The organism is Mesorhizobium sp. WSM4809, assembly GCF_055811655.1.
This window is the reverse complement of the sequence record NZ_JBVVQW010000007.1, coordinates 93,473-117,433: the sequence shown is the minus strand read 5'-3', so window position 1 is coordinate 117,433 and position 23,961 is coordinate 93,473. Positions and strand designations below refer to the sequence as shown.

28 protein-coding genes, 1 other RNA gene and 2 pseudogenes are annotated in these 23,961 nt (G+C 62.1%); 18 read left to right on the top strand and 13 right to left on the bottom strand.

Annotation, left to right across the window (positions count from 1 at the left end; all coding sequences use genetic code 11):
* Positions 1–72 precede the first annotated feature (72 nt).
* The 10 genes and pseudogenes from AC0L24_RS19485 (at position 73) to AC0L24_RS19440 (ending at position 11,117) form a co-directional block, all read left to right on the top strand.
* Positions 73–975, top strand: coding sequence for a branched-chain amino acid ABC transporter permease (locus AC0L24_RS19485; RefSeq protein WP_473564066.1), 903 nt, complete (start codon positions 73–75; stop codon positions 973–975).
* A 4-nt stretch (positions 976–979) separates the two neighbouring features.
* Complete coding sequence (gene livM, locus AC0L24_RS19480; RefSeq protein WP_127320417.1) at positions 980–2,575, top strand: high-affinity branched-chain amino acid ABC transporter permease LivM; 1,596 nt, start codon at positions 980–982, stop codon at positions 2,573–2,575.
* Positions 2,575–3,681 (top strand): annotated as a pseudogene (locus AC0L24_RS19475) (ABC transporter ATP-binding protein); the annotation flags it as partial. The gene livM and the pseudogene AC0L24_RS19475, both read left to right, overlap by 1 nt.
* 17 nt (positions 3,682–3,698) lie before the next feature.
* Positions 3,699–4,427 carry an ABC transporter ATP-binding protein gene (locus AC0L24_RS19470; RefSeq protein WP_127296224.1) on the top strand — a complete coding sequence of 243 codons (729 nt, stop codon included), beginning with the start codon at positions 3,699–3,701 and terminating at the stop codon, positions 4,425–4,427.
* Positions 4,428–4,538: 111 nt separating this feature from the next.
* Positions 4,539–4,886, top strand: coding sequence for a DUF6867 family protein (locus tag AC0L24_RS19465; RefSeq protein WP_127320415.1), 348 nt, complete (start codon positions 4,539–4,541; stop codon positions 4,884–4,886).
* 137 nt (positions 4,887–5,023) lie between these two features.
* Complete coding sequence (locus tag AC0L24_RS19460; RefSeq protein WP_127382923.1) at positions 5,024–6,142, top strand: branched-chain amino acid ABC transporter substrate-binding protein; 1,119 nt, start codon at positions 5,024–5,026, stop codon at positions 6,140–6,142.
* Positions 6,143–6,430: 288 nt separating this feature from the next.
* Entirely contained in the window at positions 6,431–9,889 is a 3,459-nt protein-coding gene (gene pyc, locus AC0L24_RS19455) for a pyruvate carboxylase (protein WP_127808995.1), read from the top strand.
* Between the two features lie 156 nt (positions 9,890–10,045).
* Positions 10,046–10,306 carry a DUF2312 domain-containing protein gene (locus AC0L24_RS19450; protein WP_013529099.1) on the top strand — a complete coding sequence of 87 codons (261 nt, stop codon included), beginning with the start codon at positions 10,046–10,048 and terminating at the stop codon, positions 10,304–10,306.
* A gap of 51 nt (positions 10,307–10,357) precedes the next feature.
* Positions 10,358–10,798: a hypothetical protein gene (locus AC0L24_RS19445; RefSeq protein WP_127327606.1), complete on the top strand. Its 441-nt coding sequence runs from the start codon at positions 10,358–10,360 to the stop codon at positions 10,796–10,798.
* Positions 10,799–10,805: 7 nt separating this feature from the next.
* The gene (locus AC0L24_RS19440) at positions 10,806–11,117 is read left to right on the top strand and encodes a hypothetical protein (RefSeq protein WP_127270382.1); all 312 of its coding nucleotides are present in this window, start codon (positions 10,806–10,808) and stop codon (positions 11,115–11,117) included.
* A gap of 82 nt (positions 11,118–11,199) precedes the next feature.
* Here AC0L24_RS19440 and msrB read toward each other — a convergent pair whose 3' ends face one another.
* From msrB to AC0L24_RS19420, 4 genes are all read right to left on the bottom strand, one after another.
* Entirely contained in the window at positions 11,200–11,604 is a 405-nt protein-coding gene (gene msrB, locus AC0L24_RS19435) for a peptide-methionine (R)-S-oxide reductase MsrB (RefSeq protein WP_127270383.1), read from the bottom strand.
* A gap of 350 nt (positions 11,605–11,954) precedes the next feature.
* The gene (locus tag AC0L24_RS19430; RefSeq protein WP_127808996.1) at positions 11,955–13,145 is read right to left on the bottom strand and encodes a vWA domain-containing protein; all 1,191 of its coding nucleotides are present in this window, start codon (positions 13,143–13,145) and stop codon (positions 11,955–11,957) included.
* 7 nt (positions 13,146–13,152) lie between these two features.
* The gene (locus AC0L24_RS19425; protein ID WP_127808997.1) at positions 13,153–13,599 is read right to left on the bottom strand and encodes a GNAT family N-acetyltransferase; all 447 of its coding nucleotides are present in this window, start codon (positions 13,597–13,599) and stop codon (positions 13,153–13,155) included.
* Positions 13,600–13,685: 86 nt separating this feature from the next.
* Positions 13,686–14,525 (bottom strand): AAA family ATPase, encoded by an 840-nt coding sequence (locus tag AC0L24_RS19420; RefSeq protein ID WP_127808998.1) that lies wholly within the window; start codon positions 14,523–14,525, stop codon positions 13,686–13,688.
* A 148-nt stretch (positions 14,526–14,673) separates the two neighbouring features.
* Between AC0L24_RS19420 and ssrS the strand changes: the two genes are divergently transcribed.
* From ssrS to AC0L24_RS19400, 4 genes are all read left to right on the top strand, one after another.
* Positions 14,674–14,829, top strand: a non-coding RNA gene (gene ssrS, locus AC0L24_RS19415) — 6S RNA.
* A 96-nt stretch (positions 14,830–14,925) separates the two neighbouring features.
* Positions 14,926–15,513, top strand: coding sequence for a 5-formyltetrahydrofolate cyclo-ligase (locus tag AC0L24_RS19410; RefSeq protein ID WP_473564065.1), 588 nt, complete (start codon positions 14,926–14,928; stop codon positions 15,511–15,513).
* 69 nt (positions 15,514–15,582) lie between these two features.
* A complete protein-coding gene (locus AC0L24_RS19405) occupies positions 15,583–16,407 on the top strand; it encodes a TIGR00282 family metallophosphoesterase (RefSeq protein WP_127319132.1) in 825 nt (274 codons plus the stop codon).
* Between the two features lie 74 nt (positions 16,408–16,481).
* A complete protein-coding gene (locus AC0L24_RS19400; protein ID WP_127269216.1) occupies positions 16,482–17,243 on the top strand; it encodes a TerC family protein in 762 nt (253 codons plus the stop codon).
* Positions 17,244–17,259: 16 nt separating this feature from the next.
* Here the strand turns inward: AC0L24_RS19400 and AC0L24_RS19395 are convergent, their stop codons facing one another.
* The 4 genes from AC0L24_RS19395 to AC0L24_RS19380 are packed head-to-tail and all read right to left on the bottom strand — an operon-like array spanning position 17,260 to position 19,085.
* Positions 17,260–17,727 carry an SRPBCC family protein gene (locus tag AC0L24_RS19395; protein ID WP_127808999.1) on the bottom strand — a complete coding sequence of 156 codons (468 nt, stop codon included), beginning with the start codon at positions 17,725–17,727 and terminating at the stop codon, positions 17,260–17,262.
* A gap of 26 nt (positions 17,728–17,753) precedes the next feature.
* On the bottom strand, positions 17,754–18,116 hold the full coding sequence (locus tag AC0L24_RS19390) for a hypothetical protein (RefSeq protein WP_127269214.1): 363 nt from the start codon (positions 18,114–18,116) through the stop codon (positions 17,754–17,756).
* A gap of 49 nt (positions 18,117–18,165) precedes the next feature.
* Positions 18,166–18,558, bottom strand: coding sequence for a VOC family protein (locus AC0L24_RS19385; protein ID WP_127809000.1), 393 nt, complete (start codon positions 18,556–18,558; stop codon positions 18,166–18,168).
* A 44-nt stretch (positions 18,559–18,602) separates the two neighbouring features.
* A complete protein-coding gene (locus AC0L24_RS19380; RefSeq protein WP_473564063.1) occupies positions 18,603–19,085 on the bottom strand; it encodes an SRPBCC domain-containing protein in 483 nt (160 codons plus the stop codon).
* A 52-nt stretch (positions 19,086–19,137) separates the two neighbouring features.
* On the opposite strand from AC0L24_RS19380, the gene AC0L24_RS19375 reads away from it, so the two are divergent.
* The 3 genes from AC0L24_RS19375 (at position 19,138) to AC0L24_RS19365 (ending at position 20,734) form a co-directional block, all read left to right on the top strand.
* A complete protein-coding gene (locus AC0L24_RS19375) occupies positions 19,138–19,461 on the top strand; it encodes an ArsR/SmtB family transcription factor (protein ID WP_127399198.1) in 324 nt (107 codons plus the stop codon).
* 212 nt (positions 19,462–19,673) lie between these two features.
* On the top strand, positions 19,674–20,423 hold the full coding sequence (locus AC0L24_RS19370) for a YebC/PmpR family DNA-binding transcriptional regulator (RefSeq protein ID WP_023811824.1): 750 nt from the start codon (positions 19,674–19,676) through the stop codon (positions 20,421–20,423).
* A gap of 14 nt (positions 20,424–20,437) precedes the next feature.
* Positions 20,438–20,734 carry an Rdx family protein gene (locus AC0L24_RS19365; RefSeq protein ID WP_127218697.1) on the top strand — a complete coding sequence of 99 codons (297 nt, stop codon included), beginning with the start codon at positions 20,438–20,440 and terminating at the stop codon, positions 20,732–20,734.
* Between the two features lie 12 nt (positions 20,735–20,746).
* On the opposite strand, the gene AC0L24_RS19360 is transcribed toward AC0L24_RS19365, so the two are convergent.
* From AC0L24_RS19360 to AC0L24_RS19350, 3 genes and pseudogenes are all read right to left on the bottom strand, one after another.
* Entirely contained in the window at positions 20,747–20,896 is a 150-nt protein-coding gene (locus tag AC0L24_RS19360) for a glycine zipper domain-containing protein (protein WP_292702657.1), read from the bottom strand.
* 21 nt (positions 20,897–20,917) lie between these two features.
* Positions 20,918–21,397 (bottom strand): annotated as a pseudogene (locus tag AC0L24_RS19355) (anthrone oxygenase family protein).
* A 1-nt stretch (position 21,398) separates the two neighbouring features.
* Positions 21,399–22,232 (bottom strand): NAD(P)H-binding protein, encoded by an 834-nt coding sequence (locus AC0L24_RS19350; RefSeq protein WP_292702594.1) that lies wholly within the window; start codon positions 22,230–22,232, stop codon positions 21,399–21,401.
* A 104-nt stretch (positions 22,233–22,336) separates the two neighbouring features.
* On the opposite strand from AC0L24_RS19350, the gene AC0L24_RS19345 reads away from it, so the two are divergent.
* Positions 22,337–22,978, top strand: a complete 642-nt coding sequence (locus AC0L24_RS19345; protein WP_292702651.1) for a TetR/AcrR family transcriptional regulator — start codon at positions 22,337–22,339, stop codon at positions 22,976–22,978.
* Positions 22,979–22,987: 9 nt separating this feature from the next.
* Here AC0L24_RS19345 and AC0L24_RS19340 read toward each other — a convergent pair whose 3' ends face one another.
* The gene (locus tag AC0L24_RS19340) at positions 22,988–23,488 is read right to left on the bottom strand and encodes a hypothetical protein (protein ID WP_127809006.1); all 501 of its coding nucleotides are present in this window, start codon (positions 23,486–23,488) and stop codon (positions 22,988–22,990) included.
* 100 nt (positions 23,489–23,588) lie between these two features.
* A complete protein-coding gene (gene rpmE, locus AC0L24_RS19335) occupies positions 23,589–23,810 on the bottom strand; it encodes a 50S ribosomal protein L31 (protein WP_013529118.1) in 222 nt (73 codons plus the stop codon).
* Positions 23,811–23,961: the final 151 nt, after the last annotated feature.

Below are 23,961 nucleotides of genomic sequence, written 5' to 3'. Positions count from 1 at the left end.
AACTTTACGACTAGGGGAAATACGAAAAGGAATGCGTCTGCATGGGCGACATTCCAGGGGAGCCATGTACACATGCAGTACTTTGTCCAGCAGCTTATCAACGGGCTGACGCTGGGATCGATCTATGGGCTGATCGCGATCGGCTACACGATGGTCTACGGCATCATCGGCATGATCAATTTCGCCCATGGCGACATCTTCATGGTGGGTGCCTTCACGGCTCTGATCGTCTTCCTCGCCCTTGGCGCGCTGTTCTATTCCGTGCCGGTTGTGCTGGCGCTGCTGATCATGATGATCGTGGCGATGCTGCTCACCAGCCTCTACAACTGGACAATCGAAAAAGTCGCCTACCGGCCGCTGCGCGGTTCGTTCCGACTGGCCCCGCTGATCACTGCCATCGGCATGTCGATCGCGGTGTCGAACTTCGTCCAGGTGACGCAGGGTCCCCGCAACAAGCCGATCCCGCCGATGGTCAGCCAGGTTTACAACATCAACGGCATCAGCGTGTCGCTGAAGCAGATCATCATCGTCGTCGTCACGGCGCTGCTGCTGGCGCTGTTCTGGTATCTGGTCAACAAGACCTCGCTCGGGCGAGCGCAACGGGCCTGTGAGCAGGACCGCAAGATGGCGGCGCTGCTCGGCATCGATGTCGACCGCACCATCTCGATCACCTTCATCATGGGTGCGGCCCTTGCCGCGGTCGCCGGCACTTTGTTCCTGATGTATTACGGCGTCATTGCCTTCTCTGATGGCTTTACGCCCGGCGTGAAAGCCTTCACGGCGGCGGTGCTGGGCGGCATTGGTTCGCTGCCGGGCGCGGTGGTTGGCGGGCTGATGATCGGTTTCATCGAGAGCATGTGGTCGGCATATTTCTCGATCGACTACAAGGACGTCGCGGCGTTCTCGATCCTGGCCATCGTGCTGATCTTCCTGCCTTCCGGCATATTGGGCCGGCCAGAAGTCGAAAAGGTCTGAGACCATGGCCGTCACCGTATCTCCGGAGCGCGACACCGTCGCCACGCCTATGCAGCGCGCGTTGCGCGAGTCACTTTATGCCGCTGCCATATCGTTTGGCCTGTTCGTGCTGTTCATCGGCCTGAAGACCGGCCAGAACATTTCCAATGAATTGGTCCTGACGACGCGTTGGGGCCTGCTTGCCGCCGTGGTGATCGCCACGGCCATCGGGCGCTTCCTCTATGTCGCTTATGGCCAGCCCTTCCTGGCCAACCAGAAGATCACCGACGTCGCCACCGGTCTGCTGCCGGCCAGCGTGGCGTCACGCTTCTTCCAATTGCCGGCCTTCATCGTGGCCTTGGTCGCGGCGGTGGTGTTGTTTGCGGTCAACAGTTCTCTCGTCGGATGGGTGGGAGCGGAGCCGGCGGGCTATCTGCAATTCCTGCGCGCCTTGGCGGTCATCTATGTGCTGGCCTGCGTGATCTATTATTTCCGGGGCTTCATCCATGCCAACTTCACCAAACTCGGCATTGCCGCGCTGATCCTCTATCCGATCCTGGTGGTGGCGATCCTGTCGCTGATGTCCTGGTCGTTCGTCGGCGGGCTGCAAGGCTCGCTGAAATGGGTCGACAATTTCGGCATCCAGATCCTGATCTATGTGATGCTGGCCTGGGGCCTGAACATCGTCGTCGGCCTCGCCGGCCTGCTCGACCTCGGTTATGTCGCCTTCTACGCGGTCGGCGCCTATGCCTATGCGCTGCTCGGCACGCAGTACGGCCTGTCGTTCTGGATCCTTTTGCCGGCCGCCGGCGCCATGGCCGCCTTCTGGGGCGTGCTGCTCGGCTTCCCGGTGCTGCGCCTGCGCGGCGACTATCTGGCGATCGTCACCTTGGCTTTCGGTGAGATCATCCGCCTGGTGCTGATCAACTGGCGCGAGGTCACCAACGGTTCGGCCGGTATTTCCGGCATCCCGAAGGTCACCTTCTTCGGCCTGATGACCTTCAACGTGTCGGACCCCAATTATATCGCCAAGGTGCTGCATCTGGCGACATCGAGCGCCTACTACAAGATCTTCCTCTATTACCTGATCCTGGCGTTGGCGCTGCTGACAGCCTTCGTCACCATCCGGCTGCGGCGCATGCCGGTCGGCCGTGCCTGGGAAGCGTTGCGGGAGGACGAGATCGCCTGCCGCTCGCTCGGCATCAACACCACCACCACGAAGCTCACAGCCTTCGCCACGGGTGCGATGTTCGGCGGCTTCGCCGGCGCGTTCTTCGCCGCACGGCAGGGCTTCGTCAGCCCGGAATCCTTCGTCTTCCTGGAATCGGCCATCATCCTGGCCATCGTCGTTCTCGGCGGCATGGGTTCGCTGGTCGGCATCGCGGTCGCCGCAATGGTGATGATCGGCGGCACCGAGGCATTGCGCGAACTCGACTTCCTCAAGCAGGTCTTCGGGCCGGACTTCACACCGGAACTCTACCGCATGCTTCTGTTCGGCATGGCCATGGTCATCGTCATGCTGTGGAAGCCGCGCGGCTTCGTCGGCAGTCGTGAACCAACCGCCTTCCTCAAGGAGCGAAAGGCTGTCTCAAGCTCCTTCACCAAGGAAGGACACGGCTGATGAATGCGAACCCTGTTCAGAAGGCCAATTCCGGCGTGAACGACGCTATCCTGCAGGTCGATCATCTGTCGATGAAGTTCGGTGGCCTTGTGGCCATCGGCGATCTGTCTTTCGCCGCCAAGCGCGGCGAGATCACCGCGCTGATCGGCCCTAACGGCGCCGGCAAAACCACGGTGTTCAACTGCATCACCGGCTTTTACAAGCCGTCGGAAGGCATGATCACGCTCAACCGGAACGATGGTTCGACCTTCCTGCTCGAGCGGCTGCCCAACCATGAGATCCCGGCGCGCGCCAAGGTGGCGCGCACCTTCCAGAACATCCGCCTGTTCTCCGGCATGACCCTGCTGGAGAACCTGCTGGTCGCCCAGCACAACAAACTGATGAAGGCATCGGGCTACACGGTCCTCGGCCTGTTCGGCTTCAGCGGCTATCGCAAGGCTTCGGCCGAATCGGTGGAACTCGCCAAGCATTGGCTGGAAAAGGCCGATCTTGTCGACCGTGCCGACGACCCGGCCGGCGACCTGCCCTATGGCGCGCAGCGCCGCCTCGAGATCGCTCGCGCCATGTGCACGGGACCCGAGCTTCTGTGCCTCGACGAACCGGCGGCCGGCCTCAATCCGAAGGAATCGGCGGCGCTGAACGAGCTGCTGATCGACATCAAGAACACATCCGGTACCTCGATCCTGTTGATCGAGCACGACATGTCGGTGGTCATGCAGATCTCCGACCATGTCGTGGTGCTGGAGTACGGCCGCAAGATCTCCGACGGCAGTCCGCAGTCGGTGCGCACCGATCCGCGCGTCATCGCCGCCTATCTCGGCGTCGACGACGAGGAAGTCGAAGCGGTCCTTACCGAAGTCGGCGACGAAGATGTCATCGAACAGCTCGATACAGGGCCGGATGCCGCGCATGGTCCGGGGACATCGTCGTCCTATCTCGCCGGGCCGGTGACCGACACGGTGGGCCACAGTTCAGGTGAGCGGGTTACGGTCGCCAAGGGCGCATCAAAGGCGGGTCAAGTCGACGCAAGAGCCAATGCCGCGCCCAGAAAGCCGTCCGAGCGGGTGAAGGCCAAGCCGGCCGCGAAACCTCCCACAGCCAAGCCGCGCGGAGGGCGTAAATGATGGCCGCGACAACGCTGCTCGATATCAAGGGCGTGCAGACCTATTACGGCAACATCCGGGCGCTGAACGGCGTCGATGTCACTGTGAAGGAAGGTGAGATCGTGGCGCTGATCGGTGCCAACGGCGCCGGCAAGTCGACGCTGATGATGACTATTTTCGGCGCGCCGCGCGCTCGCGCCGGCACCATCACCTTTGCCGGCACCGACATCACCCAGATGCCGACGCACGAGATCGCGCGCATGCGCATTGCCCAGTCGCCCGAGGGCCGGCGGATATTTCCGCGCATGACGGTGATGGAAAACCTGCAGATGGGCGCCAGCCTCGACAACCTCAAGCACTATGACGAGGACGTCGAGAAGGTGTTCACGCTGTTCCCGCGGTTGAAAGAGCGCATCACCCAGCGCGGCGGCACGCTGTCGGGCGGTGAGCAGCAGATGCTGTCGATCGGACGCGCGCTGATGGCACGGCCGAAGCTGCTTTTGCTCGACGAGCCGTCGCTGGGTCTCGCGCCGCTGATCGTCAAGCAGATATTCGACGCCATCCGCGAACTGAACCGCACCCAGGGGCTGACCGTGTTCCTGGTCGAGCAGAACGCCTTCGGCGCGCTCAAGCTCGCCACGCGCGGCTACGTCATGGTCAATGGCAATGTGACGATGAGCGGCACCGGCAAGGAGCTGCTCGCCAATCCGGAAGTGCGCGCCGCCTATCTCGAAGGCGGGCACCACTGAGTTCGGAGCGGAATGCGTGCATCCGCCATTCTGCTCCAGATTGTTTGTTTGTCGCATGATCTTGTCCGGAAAGTCCGCAACTTTTCGGGGTCATGCTAAGGAGACTTCACCATGCAGGGCATTCTTTATGAGGAACCCTCGATCTGGCAGTTCTTCTTCGTCACCTGTCTGCTCGGCGGCTGGGCGGCGTGGATGACGGGCAAGGCCAGTGCTCAGACGTGGCGCAGCTTCATCCAGCTGTTCGCCTATATGCTGGGCCTCGGCATCGCGATCCGCTTCATCCATCACGCGCTGTTCGGCGGCACCATGTTCTCGCTGCACTATTATGTCGTCGACACCATCGTGCTGATGATCCTCGGCTTCGTCGGCTATCAATACACGCGCACCAACCAGATGGTGACACAGTATAATTGGCTCTACGAAAGAGCTTCAATCTTGAGCTGGAAACCGAAAGGTTGACGTTCATCATTAACGCCGCCTCGGAATTGAATCGGCGTGACAAGTGCCTGAAAATCGGCAAACTATGCTTTCTGCGATAAGGGTGGGCATCGCATGAAAGCTTCATCCACGCCCACTCCGTAAATGGGAGCGTTTAAATGAAAAAGTCACTTTTGTCCGCCGTAGCCCTGACCGCGCTTGTCGCGTTCGGCGGCAACGCGTGGGCCGATGTAATGTTCGGCGTTGCCGGCCCGATCACCGGTCCGAATGCCGCCTTCGGCGCACAGCTTCAGAAGGGTGCGGAAGCGGCTGTCGCCGACATCAATGCCAAGGGCGGCATCAACGGCGAGCAGATCAAGCTCGAAGTCGGCGACGATGTCTCCGATCCGAAGCAGGGCATCTCGGTTGCCAACAAGTTCGTCGGCGACGGCGTCAAGTTCGTGGTCGGCCACTTCAACTCGGGCGTCTCGATCCCGGCGTCGGAAGTCTATGCGGAAAACAACATCGTCGAGATCACCCCGGCTGCCACCAACCCGCAGCTCACCGAGCGCGGCTTGTGGAACGTGTTCCGCACCTGCGGGCGCGATGACCAGCAGGGTAGCATCGCCGGCGCTTATCTCGCCGCAAACTTCAAGGACGCCAAGATCGCCGTCGTGCACGACAAGACCACCTACGGCCAGGGCCTTGCCGACGAAACCAAGAAGGCGATGAACGCCGCCGGCGTGACGGAAGTCATGTACGAAGGCATCAATGTCGGCGACAAGGACTTCTCGGCGCTGATCGCCAAGATGAAGGAAGCCGGCGTTTCCATCATCTATTGGGGCGGCCTGCATACCGAAGCCGGCCTGATCATCCGCCAGGCGGCCGACCAGGGCCTCAAGGCGACGCTGATTTCCGGCGACGGCATCGTGTCGAACGAGCTGGCTTCGATCGCGGGCGACGCGGTTGCGGGGACGCTCAACACGTTCGGCCCGGATCCGCGCCTGATCCCTGCCAACAAGGAACTCGTCGAGAAGTTCCGTGCGCAGGGTTTCGAGCCGGAAGCCTATACGCTCTACGCCTACGCTGCCGTGCAGGCGCTTGCCGAAGCAGCGACCGTTGCCAAGTCGAACGACCCGCAGGCAGTTGCCAAGGCGCTGCATGAAAACGGCCCGTTCAAGACCGTGCTCGGCGACCTGTCCTATGACGCCAAGGGCGACCCGACGCTGCCCGGCTACGTCATGTACGAATGGAAGAAGGGCGACGACGGCAAGTACACCTACATCCAGAAGATGTAAGCGTCAGTCTCCAGACCGTTTACGGATGCCCGGCGCCTCGCGCCGGGCATTTTCTTTTCCCATCACGTTCAGGGGGCGGCCGACAGAGCCGGGTCCTTAGCCGGTGAATGATCGTGCGCTAACTGCAAAGCCGGCGCTTTTCTTGCTGTTCGGATGAATGCGAAGGGCTTCTGGCGCAATGATTCCATTTCAATCGGTTTAAACGCACGTCAATTTTGTTTGCACTGCAGCATTTTCACGCTAATCATTGCGCCGATTTCTCTTCCTTCCGTTGCTGGAGCCCAGTCCTTGGCCATCACGAAGATCCTCGTCGCCAACCGGTCCGAAATCGCCATTCGCGTTTTTCGCGCGGCCAACGAACTCGGCCTCAAAACCGTGGCGATCTGGGCCGAGGAAGACAAATACTCCCTGCATCGCTTCAAGGCCGACGAGAGCTACCAGGTCGGACGCGGGCCGCATCTGACCCGGGACATGGGGCCGATCGAAAGCTATCTGTCGATCGAGGAGGTGATCCGCGTCGCCAGGCTGTCGGGTGCCGATGCTATTCATCCCGGCTACGGATTGTTGTCGGAAAGTCCCGAATTCGCCGACGCCTGTGCCGAAGCCGGCATTACCTTCATCGGGCCGAAGCCGGACACAATGCGGCGGCTCGGCAACAAGGTCGCGGCGCGCAATCTCGCCATCGAGGTCGGGGTGCCGGTGATCCCCGCCACCGATCCGTTGCCGGATGACATGGAGGCGGTCAAGAAACTGGCCAAGGGAATCGGCTATCCGGTGATGCTGAAGGCGTCATGGGGCGGCGGCGGCCGCGGCATGCGCGCCATCCGCGCCGAAGCCGACCTTGCCCGTGAAGTCACCGAGGGCAAGCGCGAGGCGAAAGCCGCCTTCGGCAAGGACGAGGTCTATCTTGAAAAGCTGATCGAACGCGCCCGCCATGTCGAGGTGCAGGTGCTGGGCGACACCCACGGCAATGCGGTGCACCTGTTCGAGCGCGACTGTTCGATCCAGCGCCGCAACCAGAAGGTCGTCGAGCGAGCGCCGGCGCCCTATCTCGAAATGTCGCAGCGCGAGGAGCTTTGCGGCCATGCGCTGAAGATCGCCCGCGAGACCAGTTACATCGGCGCCGGCACGGTCGAGTTCCTGCAGGATGCCGACACCGGCAAATTCTATTTCATCGAGGTCAATCCGCGCATCCAGGTCGAGCACACCGTCACCGAGCAGGTCACCGGCATCGACATCGTCAAGGCGCAGATCCACATCCTCGACGGCTTTGCCATCGGCACACCGGAATCAGGCGTGCCGGCGCAGAAGGACATAAGGCTGAACGGCCACGCGCTGCAGTGCCGCATCACCACGGAAGATCCCGAACACAATTTCATCCCCGATTACGGCCGCATCACCGCCTATCGCGGCGCAACAGGCTTCGGCATCCGCCTCGATGGCGGCACCGCCTATTCGGGCGCTGTCATCACCCGCTTCTACGATCCGCTGCTGGAGAAGGTGACGGCGTGGGCGCCGACGCCGGCCGAGACCATCGCCCGCATGAACCGGGCGCTGCGCGAGTTCCGCATCCGCGGCGTCGCCACCAACCTGACCTTCCTCGAAGCGATCATCAACCATCCGAGCTTCGCCGACAATTCCTACACGACCAAGTTCATCGACACGACGCCGGAACTGTTCCAGCAGGTCAAGCGCCAGGACCGCGCCACCAAGCTCATCAACTATCTCGCCGACGTCAGCGTCAACGGCCATCCCGAGACGCGCGGCCGGCCGCAGCCGAAGGCCGATGCGGCCGCACCCGTGGTGCCTTACCTCAACGGCAATGTGCCCGGCGGCAGCAAGCAGAAGCTGGATGTGCTCGGGCCGGAGAAGTTCGCCGCCTGGATGCGCGATCAGAGGCAAGTGCTGGTCACCGACACGACGATGCGCGATGGCCACCAGTCGTTGCTCGCCACCCGTGTGCGAACGCATGACATTGCCGGCATCGCCGGTACCTATGCGCGTGCCTTGCCGCAGCTTCTATCGCTGGAATGCTGGGGTGGCGCCACCTTCGACGTCGCCATGCGCTTCCTCACCGAGGATCCGTGGGAGCGGCTGTCGCTGGTGCGCGAGGCGGCGCCCAATCTGCTGTTGCAGATGCTGCTGCGCGGCGCCAATGGCGTCGGCTACACCAACTATCCCGACAATGTCGTGCAGCATTTCGTCAAGCAGGCAGCAAGCGGTGGCATCGACCTGTTCCGGGTCTTCGATTGCCTGAACTGGGTTGACAACATGCGCGTCGCCATGGATGCGGTCGGCGCCGAGGGCAAGCTGATCGAAGCGGCGATCTGCTATACCGGCGACATCCTCGATCCGGCGCGGGCGAAATACGACCTCAAATACTATGTCGGCCTGGCCAAGGAATTGCAGGCGGCCGGCGCCCACATCATCGCCGTCAAGGACATGGCCGGACTGTTGAAGCCGGCGGCGGCACGCGTGCTGTTCAAGGAGCTGCGCGAGGCGACCGACCTGCCGATCCATTTCCACACCCACGACACGTCGGGCCTGTCGGCGGCGACGGTGCTGGCGGCGGTGGAAAGCGGCGTCGACGCCATAGACGCGGCGATGGATGCTTTCTCCGGCAACACCTCGCAGCCATGCCTTGGCTCGCTCGTCGAGGCGCTGAAGGGCACAGAACGCGACCCCGGTCTCGACCCGCAATGGATCAGGAAGATCTCGTTCTACTGGGAAGCGGTGCGCAACCAGTACGCCGCCTTCGAAAGCGACCTCAAGGGGCCGGCTTCGGAAGTCTATCTGCACGAGATGCCGGGCGGGCAGTTCACCAATCTGAAGGAACAGGCGCGCTCGCTCGGACTGGAGACGCGCTGGCACGAGGTGGCGCAGACCTATCACGACGTCAATCTGATGTTCGGCGACATCGTCAAGGTGACGCCGTCCTCCAAGGTCGTCGGCGACATGGCATTGATGATGGTCAGTCAGGACCTGACCGTTGCCGATGTCGAAAACCCGGACAAGGATATCGCCTTTCCGGACTCGGTCGTCTCGATGCTGCGCGGCGATCTTGGCCAGTCGCCAGGCGGGTGGCCGACGGCGCTGCAGAGGAAGGCGCTGAAGGGCGACAAGCCGATCACGGTGCGGCCCGGTTCGCTGCTCAAGCCAGCCGACCTCAAGGCCAACCGCAAGGAAATCGAGGAGAAGCTCGAGCGCAAGCTGTCGGAGTTCGAATTCGCCTCGTGGCTGATGTATCCGAAGGTGTTCACGGATTTCGCCGGCGCGCAGGAAACCTATGGGCCGGTCAGCGTCCTGCCGACGCCGACCTATTTCTACGGCATGAAGCCGGAAGACGAGATCTTCGTCGACATCGAGAAGGGCAAGACGCTGGTGGTGCGCTGCCTGGCCATCGGCGATGTCGACGAGAAGGGCATGGTCACCGTGTTCTTCGAGCTCAACGGCCAGCCGCGTCGTGTCAAGGTGCCCGACCGGGCGCATGGCGCGTCCGCCGCCAAGGCCCGCCGCAAGGCCGAACCCGGCAACGAGGCGCATGTCGGCGCACCGATGCCGGGCGTCGTCTCGGCGCTTTCGGTGGCTGCCGGCCAGGCTGTGAAGGCCGGTGACGTGCTGCTTTCCATCGAAGCGATGAAGATGGAGACGGCGCTGCATGCCGAGCGCGACGGCACGGTCGCCGAGGTGCTGGTCAAGGCAGGCGACCAGATCGATGCCAAGGATCTGCTGATCGCTTTCAATTAGAGTTCGCAAAACGGACTGGCTGTCGGCTTCTGGCGGCAGCCCCTTGTGGCTTGGTCGATAACGGCTTGACCCGCCGCCGCCGGTCGGGCATCGAACCGGCTCAAATTTTGCCGCAGTCGTCCGCGAGTCGCGGAGCCGATGCTTTTGGAGAAAAATATGGCCGACGATATCACCGATACCAGCCAGACTGTTGCCGCCGGCCAGCTGCGTGCCTTCATCGAGCGCATAGAGCGGCTCGAGGAAGAGAAGAAGACGATTTCCGACGACATCAAGGAAGTGTTCGCCGAGGCCAAGGGCACCGGCTTCGACACCAAGGCGATGCGCACGATCATCCGGCTGCGCAAGAAGGACCAGGCCGAGCGTCAGGAAGAGGAAACCATCCTCGATCTATACAAGGCCGCACTCGGCATGGTGTAAGACTAGCCGGCCCCGGCACCGACGCGGTTGCCGGGAGATACGGTTTGAGCCATGAGCGAATTCGACTTCGGCGCCCGCCGCGCCTCTGAATTCCGCCAGCGCGGCTTCTGGACGCTGTTCGCCGAGCGGCATCCGGAAGAAAGGGCTCTGATGGCGAGGCGCGGACCCTGGTTCTGGCAGCGTGGGCTGCCCGACTTCGCCTTGGTTCTTTCCATGTATGTCGCGCCGGCGCAGAGCCAGGTCGGCGTCTTCTTCGGTCGCAACGAGAAGTTCGGCGCCACGCAGGCGTGGTCGCGGCTGAAGCCGTTTCAGCCTGATATCGAAGCCAGGCTGAAGCTCAGGCCGGAACAGAGTTGCGAGGACCTCGGCATCAATTCGATGTGGCGGGTGAACTGCTATGCCGAGGACAACTGGCCAGCCATGGCCGACTGGCTGGTGACCGAATGCTCGCGTATCGAGCGCGCGGTAACCGAAGTCCTGAGGCAGGGATAGACATCCGGTGTTGCCAGAGGGTATCGGCTCCTTTTTCCGCTCACGCTGGCAAGGCCAGGTGCCGCTCGACCGGCTGTTCTGGCGCGACCTTGTCCTCGTCGGCACCGCGGTCAGCATCGCCGCATCGGTGCTGGCGCTCGTTCTGCTCGGATTGAAGTTGCCGCTCGGGCTTGTGCTGGCAGTGCATTTCGCGTCGGTGCCCTACAGCCTGTTCCTGACCTTGGCGGTGTGGCGGACCACCGAAAAGATTCCCGGGGCCAAGGCCTGGATGATGACGCTGGGCGCCACGCTGTGGCTGGTGGCGATGATCGTGGTCTGATCGTCTGCCCAGAGGGGGCAATGGATACTTAAACGAAAAGGGCGACAGATGCCGCCCTTTCATAGTGTCGAACCCGGATGGCTCAGGCCGAAGGCTCGAATTTCAGCGCCACCCCGTTGATGCAATAGCGCAGGCCGGTCGGCGGCGGACCGTCCTCGAAGACATGGCCGAGATGGCTGCCGCAGCGGGCGCAATGGCATTCGGTGCGAACCATGCCGTAGCTGCGGTCGACGGTGTTTTCGACCGAGCCCGGCACCGGGTCGTTGAAGCTCGGCCAGCCGGTGCCGCTCTCGAACTTCAGCTTGGATTCGAACAAGGGCTGGTCGCAGCCGGCGCAGGAAAAGGTGCCGGCGCGCTTCTCGTAGAGCAAGGCGCAGCTTCCCGGCCGTTCGGTGCCGTGACCGCGCATGACGGCATACTGCTCCGGCGTCAGCCGGGCGCGCCATTCGGCGTCGGTGCGAGTTACAGGGTAGGTATGGGTGTCCATGTGATCTCCTCAGCCTTGCCGGCTCGTTGTTGATTGCAACCGGATATTCGCGTCAAGATAGGCATTTGTTACACGACTGCCCAGTGTCTGACGTTCCAAGGTTGAATTCCCCCTTCTTCAGGCGTCTGCGCCGCCCCTCACCTGCCTGCCGGCATCCTCTCCCGTAAACGGGGCGAGGGGCCCTGTCGTCCGCGATTTCGCCAATTGTCAGCGTTGCAAGAAAGGCGCCGGCGTAGCGGCCAGGCCCTCTCGCCCCGTTTACGGGGAGAGATGTCCGGCAGGACAGTGAGGGGCGGCGCCAACTTTCACGATTGATGGTCTCTGAGGTGATGGTTCCGCACCTCTGACAACTAATGCTTCCTTGAAAGCTGCTTGGTCGCGCCTTCGAGCCCGGCCAGCGTCAGCGGGAACATGCGGCCGCCGAAGATGTCGCGGATCATCGCAATCGAATGGGTGTAGCCCCAGTTCCTGGGGTCTTCGGGGTTCAGCCATACCGCGTTCGGCCATTGCTGCAGCAGACGGCCGAGCCAGACGCTGCCTGCCTCCGGATTCCAGTGCTCGACCGAACCGCCGGGGTGAGCGATCTCATAAGGGCTCATCGAGGCGTCGCCGACGACGATCACCTTGTAGTCCGGACCGTATTTGTGAAGGAGGTCGGAGGTCGGAATCACCTCGGCATGCCTGCGGCGATTGTCCTTCCACACGCCCTCATAGAGGCAGTTGTGGAAATAAAAATATTCGAGTTGGCGGAATTCGGCGCGGGCGGCCGAGAACAGCTCCTCGACGCTCTTGATGTGGTCGTCCATCGAGCCGCCGACATCGAAGAACATCAAAAGCTTCACCGCGTTGCGCCGTTCGGGCCGCGTCTGCACGTCGAGATAGCCATGTTCGGCGGTGGCGTGGATGGTGCCGGGCAGGTCGAATTCCTCCTCGGCGCCCTCGCGCACCCAGCGGCGCAAGCGCTTCAGCGCGATCTTGATGTTGCGGGTGCCGAGCTCGACGGCATCGTCGAAGTTCCTGAACTCACGCCTGTCCCAGACTTTCACGGCGCGACGGTTGCGGCTTTCATGCTGGCCGATGCGCACGCCTTCGGGATTATAGCCATAGGCGCCGAACGGCGAGGTGCCGCCGGTGCCGATCCATTTCGAGCCGCCCTGGTGGCGGCCTTTTTGCTCCTGCAGCCGCTGTTTCAATGTCTCCATCAGTTTCTCGAAACCGCCCAGCGCCTCGACCAGTTTTTTCTCTTCGTCGCTCAGGTGCTTTTCGGCGAGGCGGCGCAACCATTCCTCGGGGATGTTGGCGACATCGACGGCATCCAGCCCGCCCAGTGCTTCGATGCCCTTGAAGACATGCGCGAACACCTGGTCGAAGCGGTCGATATGGCGTTCGTCCTTCACCAGCGCCGCACGGGCGAGGTAATAAAAACCTTCGACATCATAGTCGACCAGCCCGGCTTCCAGCCCTTCGAGCAGCGACAGATATTCCCGCAGCGAAACGGGAACACGCGCAGCCTTCAGTTCGAGGAAGAAGGGGATGAACATTGTCTATCTACAGCAGATCATACTCGATGAAGCCGGTGCGGCGCGCGACATGGTCGTAGAGTTTGCGCGCGGTGGTGTTGGTTTCGTGCGTCATCCAGTAGACGTTCTTGACGCCGACTTTGTCGGCTTCCTGTCTCACCGCCTCGATCAGCGCAGCGCCGATGCCCTTGCCGCGCACGTCAGGGTCGGCGAACAGGTCCTGCAGATAGCAATTGTTTTTTTCCGACCAGCCGGAGCGGTGGTAGAGATAGTGGGTGAGCCCAACCGCCTTACCGTCCAGCGTGGCGATGAAGCCTTTCGGCTCGAACTCACCTTCGGTGAACAGCCGCTTCCAGGTGACGGCATAGACCTCTTCCGGCAGCTTCGTCTCATAGAAGGTGAGGTAGTCGGTCCACAGCCGCCGCCAATCGGCGTGGTCGGACTGCGCGAGCGGGCGGACGATAATCTCAGACATGTCATCTCCTCTGAAGGTTTGGCCGAGGCTGCCTGCCTGTTCGGCTGCGGGCAACGGTCCACAGGAGGGAAAGCGCTGCTGCTGACCTATTGCTGCCTTCGTGCCATGAACGCCAGCCGCTCGAACAAATGCACGTCCTGCTCGTTCTTCAGCAATGCGCCATGCAACTTGGGCAGGGCGTTCTTCGGATCGGCGCGCAGATCTTCCGGCGCGATGTCGTCGGCGACCAGCAGCCTTATCCAGTCGAGCGCCTCGGAAGTCGACGGCTTCTTCTTCAGGCCGGGCACGTCGCGGATTTCGTAGAACTGGGTCAGCGCCGCGCGCACCAGGTTCTGCTTGATGCCGGGATAGTGGACATCGACGATTCGGTGCAGCGTGTCGACGTCGGGAAAGCGGATGTAGTGGAAGAAGCAGCGGCGCAGGAACGCGTCCGGCAACTCCTTCTCGTTGTTGGAGGTGATGATGACGATCGGCCTGACGGCGGCGCGGATGGTTTCGCCGGTCTCGTAGACGAAGAACTCCATCCGATCGAGTTCCTGCAGGAGGTCGTTGGGGAATTCGATGTCGGCCTTGTCGATCTCGTCGATCAAAAGCACGATCTTCCTGCCGGCGGCGAACGCCTCCCAGAGCTTGCCGCGTTTGATGTAGTTCCTGATGTCGTTGAAGCGCTCGTCGCCAAGCTGGCTGTCGCGCAGCCGCGAGACGGCATCATATTCGTACAGGCCCTGCTGCGCCCGCGTCGTCGACTTGACGTGCCATTCGATGAGGTCGACGCCGAGTGCAGCAGCCACCTGGCGGGCGAGTTCCGTCTTGCCAGTGCCTGGCTCGCCCTTGACCAGCAAGGGCCGCTCCAGCGCGATCGCCGCGTTGACGGCCACCATCAGATCCTTGTCGGCGACATAGGCCGCCGTGCCTTCGAAACGCATTCTTGCTCCTCGGTTGGTCATGGCAACCGTAAGGACGCGGCTCACCCTGTGCAAGGGTGCGCCGGCCGCGGCGAATGGGCTTGAACCCTGATGGAAACATATGCCCGTCTCACTGGCGCTTAGCCGGCCGGCAGCCTATATTGGGCGGGACGGTCTGTGCTTCCCGGCAGGAGAACATTTTCCCCGGGGCCTTAACGATCCTTAGGGAGCTGTCCCTGGGAAGACCCGTGGGTTTTCTCACACGGCGCCCACCTACTTTGTAGGTTCCCGGGATCGCTCTCTCCACCGGTTGTGTGGATCGTCACTTACTGCCACGCGTCCCGCATTTCGGTGGATGATTGCGGTGGAAAACGTCGCTCCCAAAACTCCATCCAGATCTGACCTTTTCTACCCTGGCTGAATGACCTCTCTCAAAGACCTGAAAAAGCAGCTTCGCCGTGAGGCCCTCGGACGCCGCAACGCGCTCGATGAGTTCTGGCGGGTGGAGGTCGCGCTTGAAATGGCGGAGACGGCGCGCGATCATCTCCACGTCGAGCCGGGCCAGATCGTTTCCGGCTTTTGGCCGATGCGTTCGGAAGTCGACGTTCGGCCGCTGATGTTTGCCTTGCGCGAAAAGGGCGCACGGCTTTGCCTGCCGGCCATTCTCGACAAGACCACGATCGTCTTTCGCGAACTGGTGCGCGGCGCGCCGATGGTCGAGATGGGTTTCGGCACGGTCGGCCCCCACGAGGAAGCCGAGGTGCTCGACCCCTCGGTGATGCTGGTGCCGCTCGCCGCTTTCGATGGGCGCGGCCATCGCATCGGCTACGGTGCCGGCTATTACGACCGCGCCATCGCCAAGCTGATCGACAGGGGCCGGCCGCCGCGGCTGGTCGGCATCGCCTTCGACTGCCAGGAGGTGGCAATGGTGCCGGATGAGGAACATGACGTCGTCATTGCGGAAATACTCACCGAGAGCGGGTTGCGCCGCTTCGCGCCAAAATTGTAGATAAGTACAAGGGACGCATGATCTTCACTGGCGTCATGCAGCTTTCGCTGACCTTCGGTGCGGGATCATATGAGACTTCTCTTCCTCGGTGACATGGTTGGAAAGACAGGACGCACGGCGGTGTGGGAACAGCTGCCCGGACTGATCTCCGACTTCAAACTCGATTTCGTCATCGTCAACGGCGAGAACGCCGCCGGCGGCTTCGGCATCACCGAAGAGATCTTTCGCGAGACGATCGCGGCCGGTGCCGATGTCGTCACCACCGGCAATCATGTCTGGGACCAGCGCGACGCGCTCGCCTTCGCGCCGCGCGAAGAGCGCTTCCTGCGTCCCTCCAACTTTCCCAAGGGCACGCCCGGGCGCGGCTCCGGTGTCTATATCGCCAGGAGCGGCGCGCGCGTGCTGGTCGCCAACATCATGGGCCGGGTGTTCATGCATCCCGAGCTCGACGATCCGTTCCAGGCCGGCGAACGCGAGCTTGCCGCCTGTCCGCTCGGCGAGCAGGCGGATGCCGTGATTATCGACTTCCACGCCGAGGCGACCTCGGAAAAGATGTGCTTCGCGCATTTCGTCGACGGCCGCGCCAGCCTCGTCATCGGCACCCACACCCACCAGCCGACGGGTGATCACCAGATCCTCAACGGCGGTACCGGCTATATGTCCGACGCCGGCATGTGCGGCGACTATGATTCCTCGCTCGGCATGGACAAGGAGGAGCCGCTCAACCGGTTCCTGTCGAAGGTGCCGAAAGGCCGCTTCGAGGCGGCGACCGGACCGGCGACTTTGTGCGGCGTCGGCGTCGATATTTCAGACCGCACAGGGCTGACCGAGCGGATTGCGCCGTTTCGTCGCGGGCCACGGCTGGAGGAAACCGCACCGTCCTTCTGGTCGTGACATTGATATAGGCACGCTTAGTACCTAACTGCCGGCGACACTGCTCTAGATCGTTAAAAGAGGGGACGACCTCCATGCAGCTCATCGAATTCCTGGCGCCGCATTTTCAATTTGTTTCCGACCCGACGGCCTGGGTCGCGCTGCTGACGCTGATTGTGCTCGAGGTCGTGCTCGGCATCGACAATCTGATCTTCATCTCGATCCTGACCAACAAGCTGCCGGAAGCACAACGGGCCCGTGCCCGCCGGCTCGGCATCTCGGCGGCCCTGATCATGCGGCTGGTGCTGCTGGCCACCATTTCGATCATCGTCCAGCTGACCACGCCGGTGTTCACGGCCTTCGGTCACGGTTTTTCCTGGCGCGACCTGATCCTGATCGCCGGCGGCCTGTTCCTGGTCTGGAAGGCGACGAAGGAGATCCATCACACCGTCGATCCCGACGACCACAAGGATACGATGATGGGCGAGACGCTGCAGATCAGCCTTGCCGGCGCGATCTTCCAGATCCTGCTGCTCGACCTGGTCTTCTCGATCGATTCGATCATCACCGCCGTCGGCATGACCGACGAGATCGCCATCATGTACATCGCCGTGATCGTCGCGGTCACCGTGATGATGCTGGCGGCCGGGCCGCTGGCCAACTTCATCGCCAAGAACCCGAGCATCGTCATGCTGGCGCTGGGCTTCCTTCTGATGATCGGCATGACGCTGATCGCAGACGGCATGGGCTACCATGTGCCCAAGGGCTACATCTATGCGGCGATGGGCTTTTCGGCATTGGTCGAGGGGCTCAACATGCTGGCGCGGCGACGTAAGAAGTCGGGCGGCGGGCATTGAGGCAGACCCTGAATACCTAATGTCCTGGCACGCCCTTCGGGTGACGGTCGCCGATCAGGCCGAGCGTCAGGCCCTGTTCCAGCCACGCCTTGGCGCCGGCCAGCACCAGCGTGAAGCCGCCGGTTGAGCCGACGGCCTCTTTCACCTGCTCGTCGCCATCCCCGGCGAAGCCAAAATTGCGAACCTCGAGAAAGGTCGTCTCGTCGGGCATTTCGGTGAAGGTCCAGACCACCGCGGTCGGCGGATCGCTCCATTGCATGACGATCTTTTCATTCGCGACGATCTCGCTGACGTCGACGGTCGTCGAGACACCGTACATGCGCCACTCCCAGAGGACTTGCTTGCCGCTGTCCAGCCGGCCGCTGCCATGGGTGAACCAGAATTTCGTGGTTATGGCCGGATCGACGATGGCCTCGAACACATGGGCGACAGGCCGCCGGATCAGCATGCCGGCTTCGGCGGTTGGCTTTTCGCGGATGTCCATCGGATGCTCCTTTCGGGGTTCGGCGCTCACCAGGCGTCCGGTTCGCGCAGCATGTGAATAATGTTGGCAGGGTTGGTGATCCAGCCGCCGCGGAAGCCCTCGCCCAAGGGCTCAATGGCGTCGCAACGCACAACACCGGCCTTGGCGAAATGATCCGCAGCCATGGGGAAATCCTTGGTGAACAGCTCCAGCCACACCTCGGCCTGGCTCATCATCGGCGCCTCATCGATCCACAGGCGGTTGGGGCCAAGCTCGAAGCCGATGGCCGGTGCTTTGTCTGTGAACGGCTTCAGGCCGACGACGTCGCGGTAGAAGGCGATCGTCGCCTCATATTGGTGCGGCGGTACCTTCATGGCGATGTTGATGCCGCCGGTGATTTTCGTGGTCATAGCTGGCTCCGTTGTCGTGTTCGGCTGTTGTCGCCTTTGCTCAGGCTGGTCATGCGAGATTGATCTGCCAGGAGACCCCGAACCTGTCGTTGAGCCATGCGAAACGGCGGCTGAAGCCGTAATTGTCCGGTGGCATCAGGAACGCGCCGTCCTTGCCCAGCGTCCCGACAATTCGGTTCAGCTCTTCTTCTGAGGAACAGTCCACATAGAGCGAGACCGATGGCGTGAACGTGAAGGCGTGGTGCACGGGGCTGTTGAAGACCATGACTTCCAGCCCAGCGATCGACACCCGCGCCAGCTTGACCGTTCCTTGCGGGCCGTCTTCGCCGGGGCCGTAATTCGTGACGTCAAGCACGCTGCTGCCGGGAATGGTCTCGCAATAGAGGATCATTGCCTCTTCGGCCTTGCCCTCGAACATCAGGAATGGCGATACTTTCGTCATCGCAAGGTCTCCATCTTCCTTCTGTTGCTCGGATATCGGGTCGCTCAAACATTGGTCTCGTTGGCGGGTTCGCCCTTCATCTCGGCGCGGTAGTAGCCGTCGCGCAAATTGATGCCGTATTCGACATAGGCCTTCATGCAGGCCAGCATCTGCGACCAGCCCTCGCAATTGAGGTAGGACTTTTTCAGGCCGACCGCGCCTTCCGGCCAACCGCTCTCGGCGATGGTGACGAAGGTGCCGCCATCGTCCAGCGGCTCGAAATTCATCTCGATGCGGGTCTTGTAGGCGGGTTTGCCGTCGGCGTCGGTGGCATCCCAGCGCAGCACGATGCGGCTGTCCTTGACCACTTCGTCGACCTCGACCGGCACCTTGCCCCACCAGACGACGCCGGCGCCAGCTTCCAGCGGGGCGCTGGCGCCGCCGATCGTGGTGAAGTAGCCGCTCAGTTTCTTCGGTTTGACGACCGCGTCGAAGACGTCGGCGACCGGCTTGCCGATGCGTCCGGAGACACTGAATCCAAGTGACATATCCACAACTCCTTCCCTTGATCGGCCCAACAATATGTTATAGAAACATAACATGTCAAGCCAATCGCAAGACGACAATGTTTTCAAGGCGCTGGCGCATCCGCGCCGGCGTGAAATGCTGGATCAGCTGAAGGACACGCCGAAGACGACCGGCATGCTGTGCGAGGCCTTTCCCGACATCGATCGCTGCACCGTGATGCTGCATCTCAAGGTGTTGGAGGAGGCCGACCTGATCGTTGCGCGGCGCGACGGCCGCGAGCGCTGGAACCATCTCAACGCGCTGCCGATCAAGCAGATCCACGACCGCTGGATCAGCCAGTATGCCGGGCATGCCCTCAGCATCATCGACCGGCTGAAGTCGGACCTCGAGGCATGAGCGGCCGCAGCAGGTCATGTCTTACGCCGCATGCGCGGTGCGGCTGGACGAATTGAGCCGATTTATCTATAAGCCGGCCATTCCGACAGAGAACGCCGTGCTTCCACGAGGTGCACCTGAGACGCTCTGAAATTTTGAATTCGGGCATTGCGGAAACGAGGTCAGATCACTTCGCTTCGGGATGCTCTAGCCGAGAAGACGACAGGGGTGCCATGGCTGGCCATTCACAGTTCAAGAACATCATGCACCGCAAGGGCCGCCAGGATGCGGTGCGGTCTAAAATGTTTTCCAAGCTGGCGCGCGAAATCACCGTCGCCGCCAAAAGCGGGACGCCCGATCCGTCGATGAACCCGCGCTTGCGCCTGGCGATCCAGAACGCCAAGGCGGTGTCGATGCCGAAGGACAACATCCAGCGCGCCGTCAACAAGGCCTCGATGGGCGATGCCGAGAACTACGAAGCCGTGCGCTACGAGGGCTATGGCCCGGGCGGCGTCGCCGTCATTGTCGAGGCGCTGACCGACAACCGCAACCGTTCGGCATCCAATGTGCGCGCCGCCTTCACCAAGGCCGGCGGCGCGATGGGCGAAACCGGCTCGGTGTCGTTCATGTGGGACCGTGCCGGCGAGATCTACTATCCGGCATCGGCCGGCAGCGCCGACAAGATCATGGATGCGGCGATCGAAGCCGGCGCCGACGATGTCGAATCCGACGAGGAAGGCCACACCATCTATTGCGGCTTTGAGAACATGGGCGAAGTGTCGAAGGCACTGGAAGGCGCGCTCGGCGAGGCTGAATCGGTGAAGCCGATCTGGCGGCCGCAAAACAACGTTCCGGTCGACGAGGAGCGGGCACAGTCGCTGATGAAGCTGGTCGCCACGCTTGAGGACGACGACGACGTGCAGAGCGTCTACGCCAACTTCGAAGTCGACGACGAGACCATGGCCAAGCTCAGCGCGGCATGAGCGGAGCTCAGCCCATGAGCGAGCAGATCCTCCCCGCCATCCGCATCACCTACTGCACGCAGTGCCAGTGGCTGCTGCGCGCCGGCTGGATGGCGCAGGAACTGCTGTCGACCTTCGGCACGGACCTTGGTGAAGTGACGCTGGTGCCCGGCACCGGCGGCATCTTCACCATCTCCTGCAATGACGTGCTTGTCTGGGATCGCAAGCGCGACGGCGGCTTTCCGGACGCGGCCAAACTGAAGCAACTGGTCCGCGATGTCATTGATCCGGACCGCGACCTCGGCCATTCGGATCGAAAAACAAAGGCCTGAAGATCGGCACCGTCACTTGCGTCGCAACGCTCCGAAGGCGGCGCCGATGGCGATGCCCATAGCGATGCCGATTGGCAGATCATCCAAGGCGGTGCCGATCGCCGTGCCGACACCAACTCCGATTGCCATGCCGAAGGCCATATTGGAGTACTGATCCTTCATCCGTGCCTCCCCATCCCATCATTAACGCGTGGCGAACCAGAAGGATGCCAGCGCGGCTATGCCGCTGATGGTGCGGACATGGTTCCACATCACCCATTCATTGAGGTAGCGCGACTACAGGCTTGCGCCATTGCTGCTGGCCGGATCGACGGCGGCGAGCGCATCGTTCAGCGGGACGTTGAAGATCATCGTCACCACCACGATGCCGATGAGATAGAGCAGGCTGCCGGCAATCAGCCAGAGCGAGCCCGGCTGGCTCCAGCCCATCACCGCGCCGATGGCGACAAGGACGCAGACAAGCGCCGTGCCGAACAGGGCGGTCATGAACAGCGGCGTCACCGCGGTGACATTGATCGAATTCATCGCGGCGAGACCGCCGGCAGCGGGCATGCGGGCGAGACCCGGCATGACGAAGCTGGAGAAAGCAAAGAAGACGCCGCCGACGACGCCTGAGCCGATTGCGGCGATGAAGATGAGGGTGGGAAGAAGCTTCGCGATCATGTCAGTTGCTCCAGATGCCGGTTGCGGCGGTTTGCGTTGCGTAGGCGGAGAAGTCTCTTGGCTGGCGACCAAGCACGCGCTGGATGCCGTCGGTGAGCGACTCGTTGCGGCCGTCGAGCACCTGGGTGAACAGCTCATTGAGCAGCCAACCGAATTCGGGTGGTAGGTCCTGCGACGCGACAGCGGCAGTGAATTCGTCATGCGAGATCCTGACAAAGCGGATGTCGCGCCCGGCCGCCTTGGCAATCTCGGCGACCGCGTCTGCGAAGCTCAGCAGCCGCGGCCCGGTCAACTCATAGAGTTGGCCGACATGGCCTGGCTCCGTCAGCACGGCAAAGGCGGCGTCGGCGATGTCGTCGGCATCGACAAAGGGCTCGCCGACATTGCCGATCGGCAACGCCACTTCGCCTTCAGCCAGCAACTCGGTGAAGAAGCCTTCGCTGAAGTTCTGCGAGAACCAAGCGCAGCGCAGGATGGTCCAGTCGGCGCCCGAGGCCTTCAGCATCTCTTCGGCGCGCTGGGCTTCCGTTTCGCCGCGCCCCGACAGCAGCACCAGTCGGGTGACACCGTTTTGCACCGCGAGCCTGGCGAAGGCGTCGACGGTTTCAGCGGCGCCCGGCACGGCGATGTCGGGATAGTAGCTGATGTAGACGGCGCTGACGCCTTGGATTGCCGGTCCCCAGGTCGCTGGGACTTCCCAGTCGAAGCGCGGTGTACCGGAGCGCGAGCCGATCCGCACCGGCAGGTCGTGCGCCGTCAGCCGCTCGGCGAGACGGCGGCCGGTCTTGCCGGTGCCGCCGAGGATCAGAATTGGTTTGGTTGTCGGGTCAGTCATAACCGTTTCCTCTGTTTAAAATATGAATAATCCTCACATTTGCAAAATGTGATAAACCCTCGTATTTTGCGAGTCAAGCGATTTTGCTGGCATTGGAGTCAGTCATGGAAGACACGGCCGCGCCGGTTTCCCCGCGGGAGCAGATTGCTTCGCCGCGCCGGGCGCCCAGCCAGCAGCGCAGCCGCGAGCGGGTCGAGCGCATGCTGACTGCCGCCTCAGCGCTGATCGCCGAGCAAGGCAGCGACGCCATGCGCATGGGAGAGGTGGCGGAACGGGCAGGGGTGTCGATCGGGTCGCTCTATCAGTTCTTTCCGGACAAGCGGGCGATCATCTGGGCGCTGGCCGAACGCTACACCGCCGAAAGCCAGTCCTGCATTTCGGCAGCACTGGCTGGTGTCAGCGACGCCGAAGGGCTGGGCCGGGCGTTTTCGGAACTGGTCGATATCTATTACCGGCTGTTCCAGGCCGAACCGGTGATGCGCGACATCTGGTCGGGCACGCAAGCCGACAAGGCGCTGCGCCAGCTCGAACTCGCCGACAGCCGGGCCAATGCCGAGTTTCTGACCGCGGTGCTGAAACGGCTGCGGCCGGCAGCCGATCCGGTGGCGCTGGAAACGACGGCGTTCCTGATCTGGCAAATGGGCGAAGCCGCCATGCGGCTGGCGATCTCGGTCGATCGGCTGGAGGGCGACAGGCTGGTCGCCGCGTATAAGCGCATGGCGTTGCGAGAATTGCTGGCCGAGTAGGACAGTGCACTAGCGGCCAAAATAGTCCTTCAGCATTTCGCCGCGTTCATCTTCTGTGCACATCGCCATGCGGCCGAGATTGAACCGGCCGCGACAAAGCGCGACGACGGACAATGCGCAGTTCACCGTCTCGTCATCGGTGGAAGTTGCCAGATCCCGCAATGCCAAATGCAGAAGCGTTCGCCACGCTGCCCTGTAATGCGGTTCGATCCAAGCAAGAATCTTCGGGTTCCGGTCGTCGAGTAGGCGCGCTTCTTCGATGGTTGCGGCCAGACCATAGGCACCCCAATAAGCCGGAACGTGACCTTCGGAGATGCGAACGATTTCAACGACCGCTGCGTAAGACGCGTCTCCAACATCCCCCTGATGATGCAACTCATTCCAAAGCTCGTCCCAGACCGTTTTGTCATCATAGCGAAGGGCCAGTGTTCGCAAGGCCGGTCGAGGATCGTAGGCCACCTTGTATCCGCCTTTAAGGCTGGAACATCGATCGTCGTCGAGAATAAACATCTTGCCCTCCGAGAACCATTGCGTTCCACCAAGGCTGCCCCGTGGTCAACAAAAACCCGCCACAAGGGCGGGTTTTTGATCTGCGTAAAGGTCGTCGAGCTTAGATGCCGAAACCTTCGAAACGCTTCTTGAACTTCGACAGGCGGCCGCCGCGGTCGAGCAGGGTCTGCTGGCCGCCGGTCCAGGCCGGATGGGTGGTCGGGTCGATATCGAGGTTCATCGTGTCGCCTTCCTTGCCCCAGGTCGAACGGGTCGTGTATTCGGTGCCGTCGGTCATGACGACCTTGATGGTGTGGTAATCGGGATGGATGTCGGTCTTCATGGGTGCGGTTCCTGGCTTGCCGGCGCTGCCGACGGGCATAAGCCTGCGTCGATGCGCCCCTTTTTAAAACTCGAAGCCGCAGCTATTGAGGAGCCACGGCTTCTAAAACGGTCGGCGAGCCTATACATCAGCCGGAATTGAATCACAAGGC

What these genes read in the sequence shown, in the direction of transcription:
- AC0L24_RS19420 (WP_127808998.1), bottom strand. Translation starts at nt 14,525, where the DNA reads ATGCGTTTCGAAGGCACGGCGGCCTATGTCGCCGACAAGGATCTGATG.
- AC0L24_RS19380 (WP_473564063.1), bottom strand. Translation starts at nt 19,085, where the DNA reads ATGTCACTTGGATTCAGTGTCTCCGGACGCATCGGCAAGCCGGTCGCC.
- AC0L24_RS19450 (WP_013529099.1), top strand. Translation starts at nt 10,046, where the DNA reads ATGGCCGACGATATCACCGATACCAGCCAGACTGTTGCCGCCGGCCAG.
- AC0L24_RS19470 (WP_127296224.1), top strand. Translation starts at nt 3,699, where the DNA reads ATGGCCGCGACAACGCTGCTCGATATCAAGGGCGTGCAGACCTATTAC.
- AC0L24_RS19345 (WP_292702651.1), top strand. Translation starts at nt 22,337, where the DNA reads ATGGAAGACACGGCCGCGCCGGTTTCCCCGCGGGAGCAGATTGCTTCG.
- AC0L24_RS19370 (WP_023811824.1), top strand. Translation starts at nt 19,674, where the DNA reads ATGGCTGGCCATTCACAGTTCAAGAACATCATGCACCGCAAGGGCCGC.
- AC0L24_RS19405 (WP_127319132.1), top strand. Translation starts at nt 15,583, where the DNA reads ATGAGACTTCTCTTCCTCGGTGACATGGTTGGAAAGACAGGACGCACG.
- AC0L24_RS19485 (WP_473564066.1), top strand. Translation starts at nt 73, where the DNA reads ATGCAGTACTTTGTCCAGCAGCTTATCAACGGGCTGACGCTGGGATCG.
- AC0L24_RS19400 (WP_127269216.1), top strand. Translation starts at nt 16,482, where the DNA reads ATGCAGCTCATCGAATTCCTGGCGCCGCATTTTCAATTTGTTTCCGAC.
- AC0L24_RS19385 (WP_127809000.1), bottom strand. Translation starts at nt 18,558, where the DNA reads ATGACGAAAGTATCGCCATTCCTGATGTTCGAGGGCAAGGCCGAAGAG.
- AC0L24_RS19445 (WP_127327606.1), top strand. Translation starts at nt 10,358, where the DNA reads ATGAGCGAATTCGACTTCGGCGCCCGCCGCGCCTCTGAATTCCGCCAG.
- AC0L24_RS19430 (WP_127808996.1), bottom strand. Translation starts at nt 13,145, where the DNA reads ATGTTCATCCCCTTCTTCCTCGAACTGAAGGCTGCGCGTGTTCCCGTT.
- AC0L24_RS19350 (WP_292702594.1), bottom strand. Translation starts at nt 22,232, where the DNA reads ATGACTGACCCGACAACCAAACCAATTCTGATCCTCGGCGGCACCGGC.
- livM (WP_127320417.1), top strand. Translation starts at nt 980, where the DNA reads ATGGCCGTCACCGTATCTCCGGAGCGCGACACCGTCGCCACGCCTATG.
- AC0L24_RS19395 (WP_127808999.1), bottom strand. Translation starts at nt 17,727, where the DNA reads ATGGACATCCGCGAAAAGCCAACCGCCGAAGCCGGCATGCTGATCCGG.
- AC0L24_RS19460 (WP_127382923.1), top strand. Translation starts at nt 5,024, where the DNA reads ATGAAAAAGTCACTTTTGTCCGCCGTAGCCCTGACCGCGCTTGTCGCG.
- rpmE (WP_013529118.1), bottom strand. Translation starts at nt 23,810, where the DNA reads ATGAAGACCGACATCCATCCCGATTACCACACCATCAAGGTCGTCATG.
- AC0L24_RS19360 (WP_292702657.1), bottom strand. Translation starts at nt 20,896, where the DNA reads ATGAAGGATCAGTACTCCAATATGGCCTTCGGCATGGCAATCGGAGTT.
- AC0L24_RS19340 (WP_127809006.1), bottom strand. Translation starts at nt 23,488, where the DNA reads ATGTTTATTCTCGACGACGATCGATGTTCCAGCCTTAAAGGCGGATAC.
- AC0L24_RS19410 (WP_473564065.1), top strand. Translation starts at nt 14,926, where the DNA reads ATGACCTCTCTCAAAGACCTGAAAAAGCAGCTTCGCCGTGAGGCCCTC.
- AC0L24_RS19375 (WP_127399198.1), top strand. Translation starts at nt 19,138, where the DNA reads ATGTCAAGCCAATCGCAAGACGACAATGTTTTCAAGGCGCTGGCGCAT.
- AC0L24_RS19425 (WP_127808997.1), bottom strand. Translation starts at nt 13,599, where the DNA reads ATGTCTGAGATTATCGTCCGCCCGCTCGCGCAGTCCGACCACGCCGAT.
- AC0L24_RS19390 (WP_127269214.1), bottom strand. Translation starts at nt 18,116, where the DNA reads ATGACCACGAAAATCACCGGCGGCATCAACATCGCCATGAAGGTACCG.
- AC0L24_RS19365 (WP_127218697.1), top strand. Translation starts at nt 20,438, where the DNA reads ATGAGCGAGCAGATCCTCCCCGCCATCCGCATCACCTACTGCACGCAG.
- AC0L24_RS19465 (WP_127320415.1), top strand. Translation starts at nt 4,539, where the DNA reads ATGCAGGGCATTCTTTATGAGGAACCCTCGATCTGGCAGTTCTTCTTC.
- msrB (WP_127270383.1), bottom strand. Translation starts at nt 11,604, where the DNA reads ATGGACACCCATACCTACCCTGTAACTCGCACCGACGCCGAATGGCGC.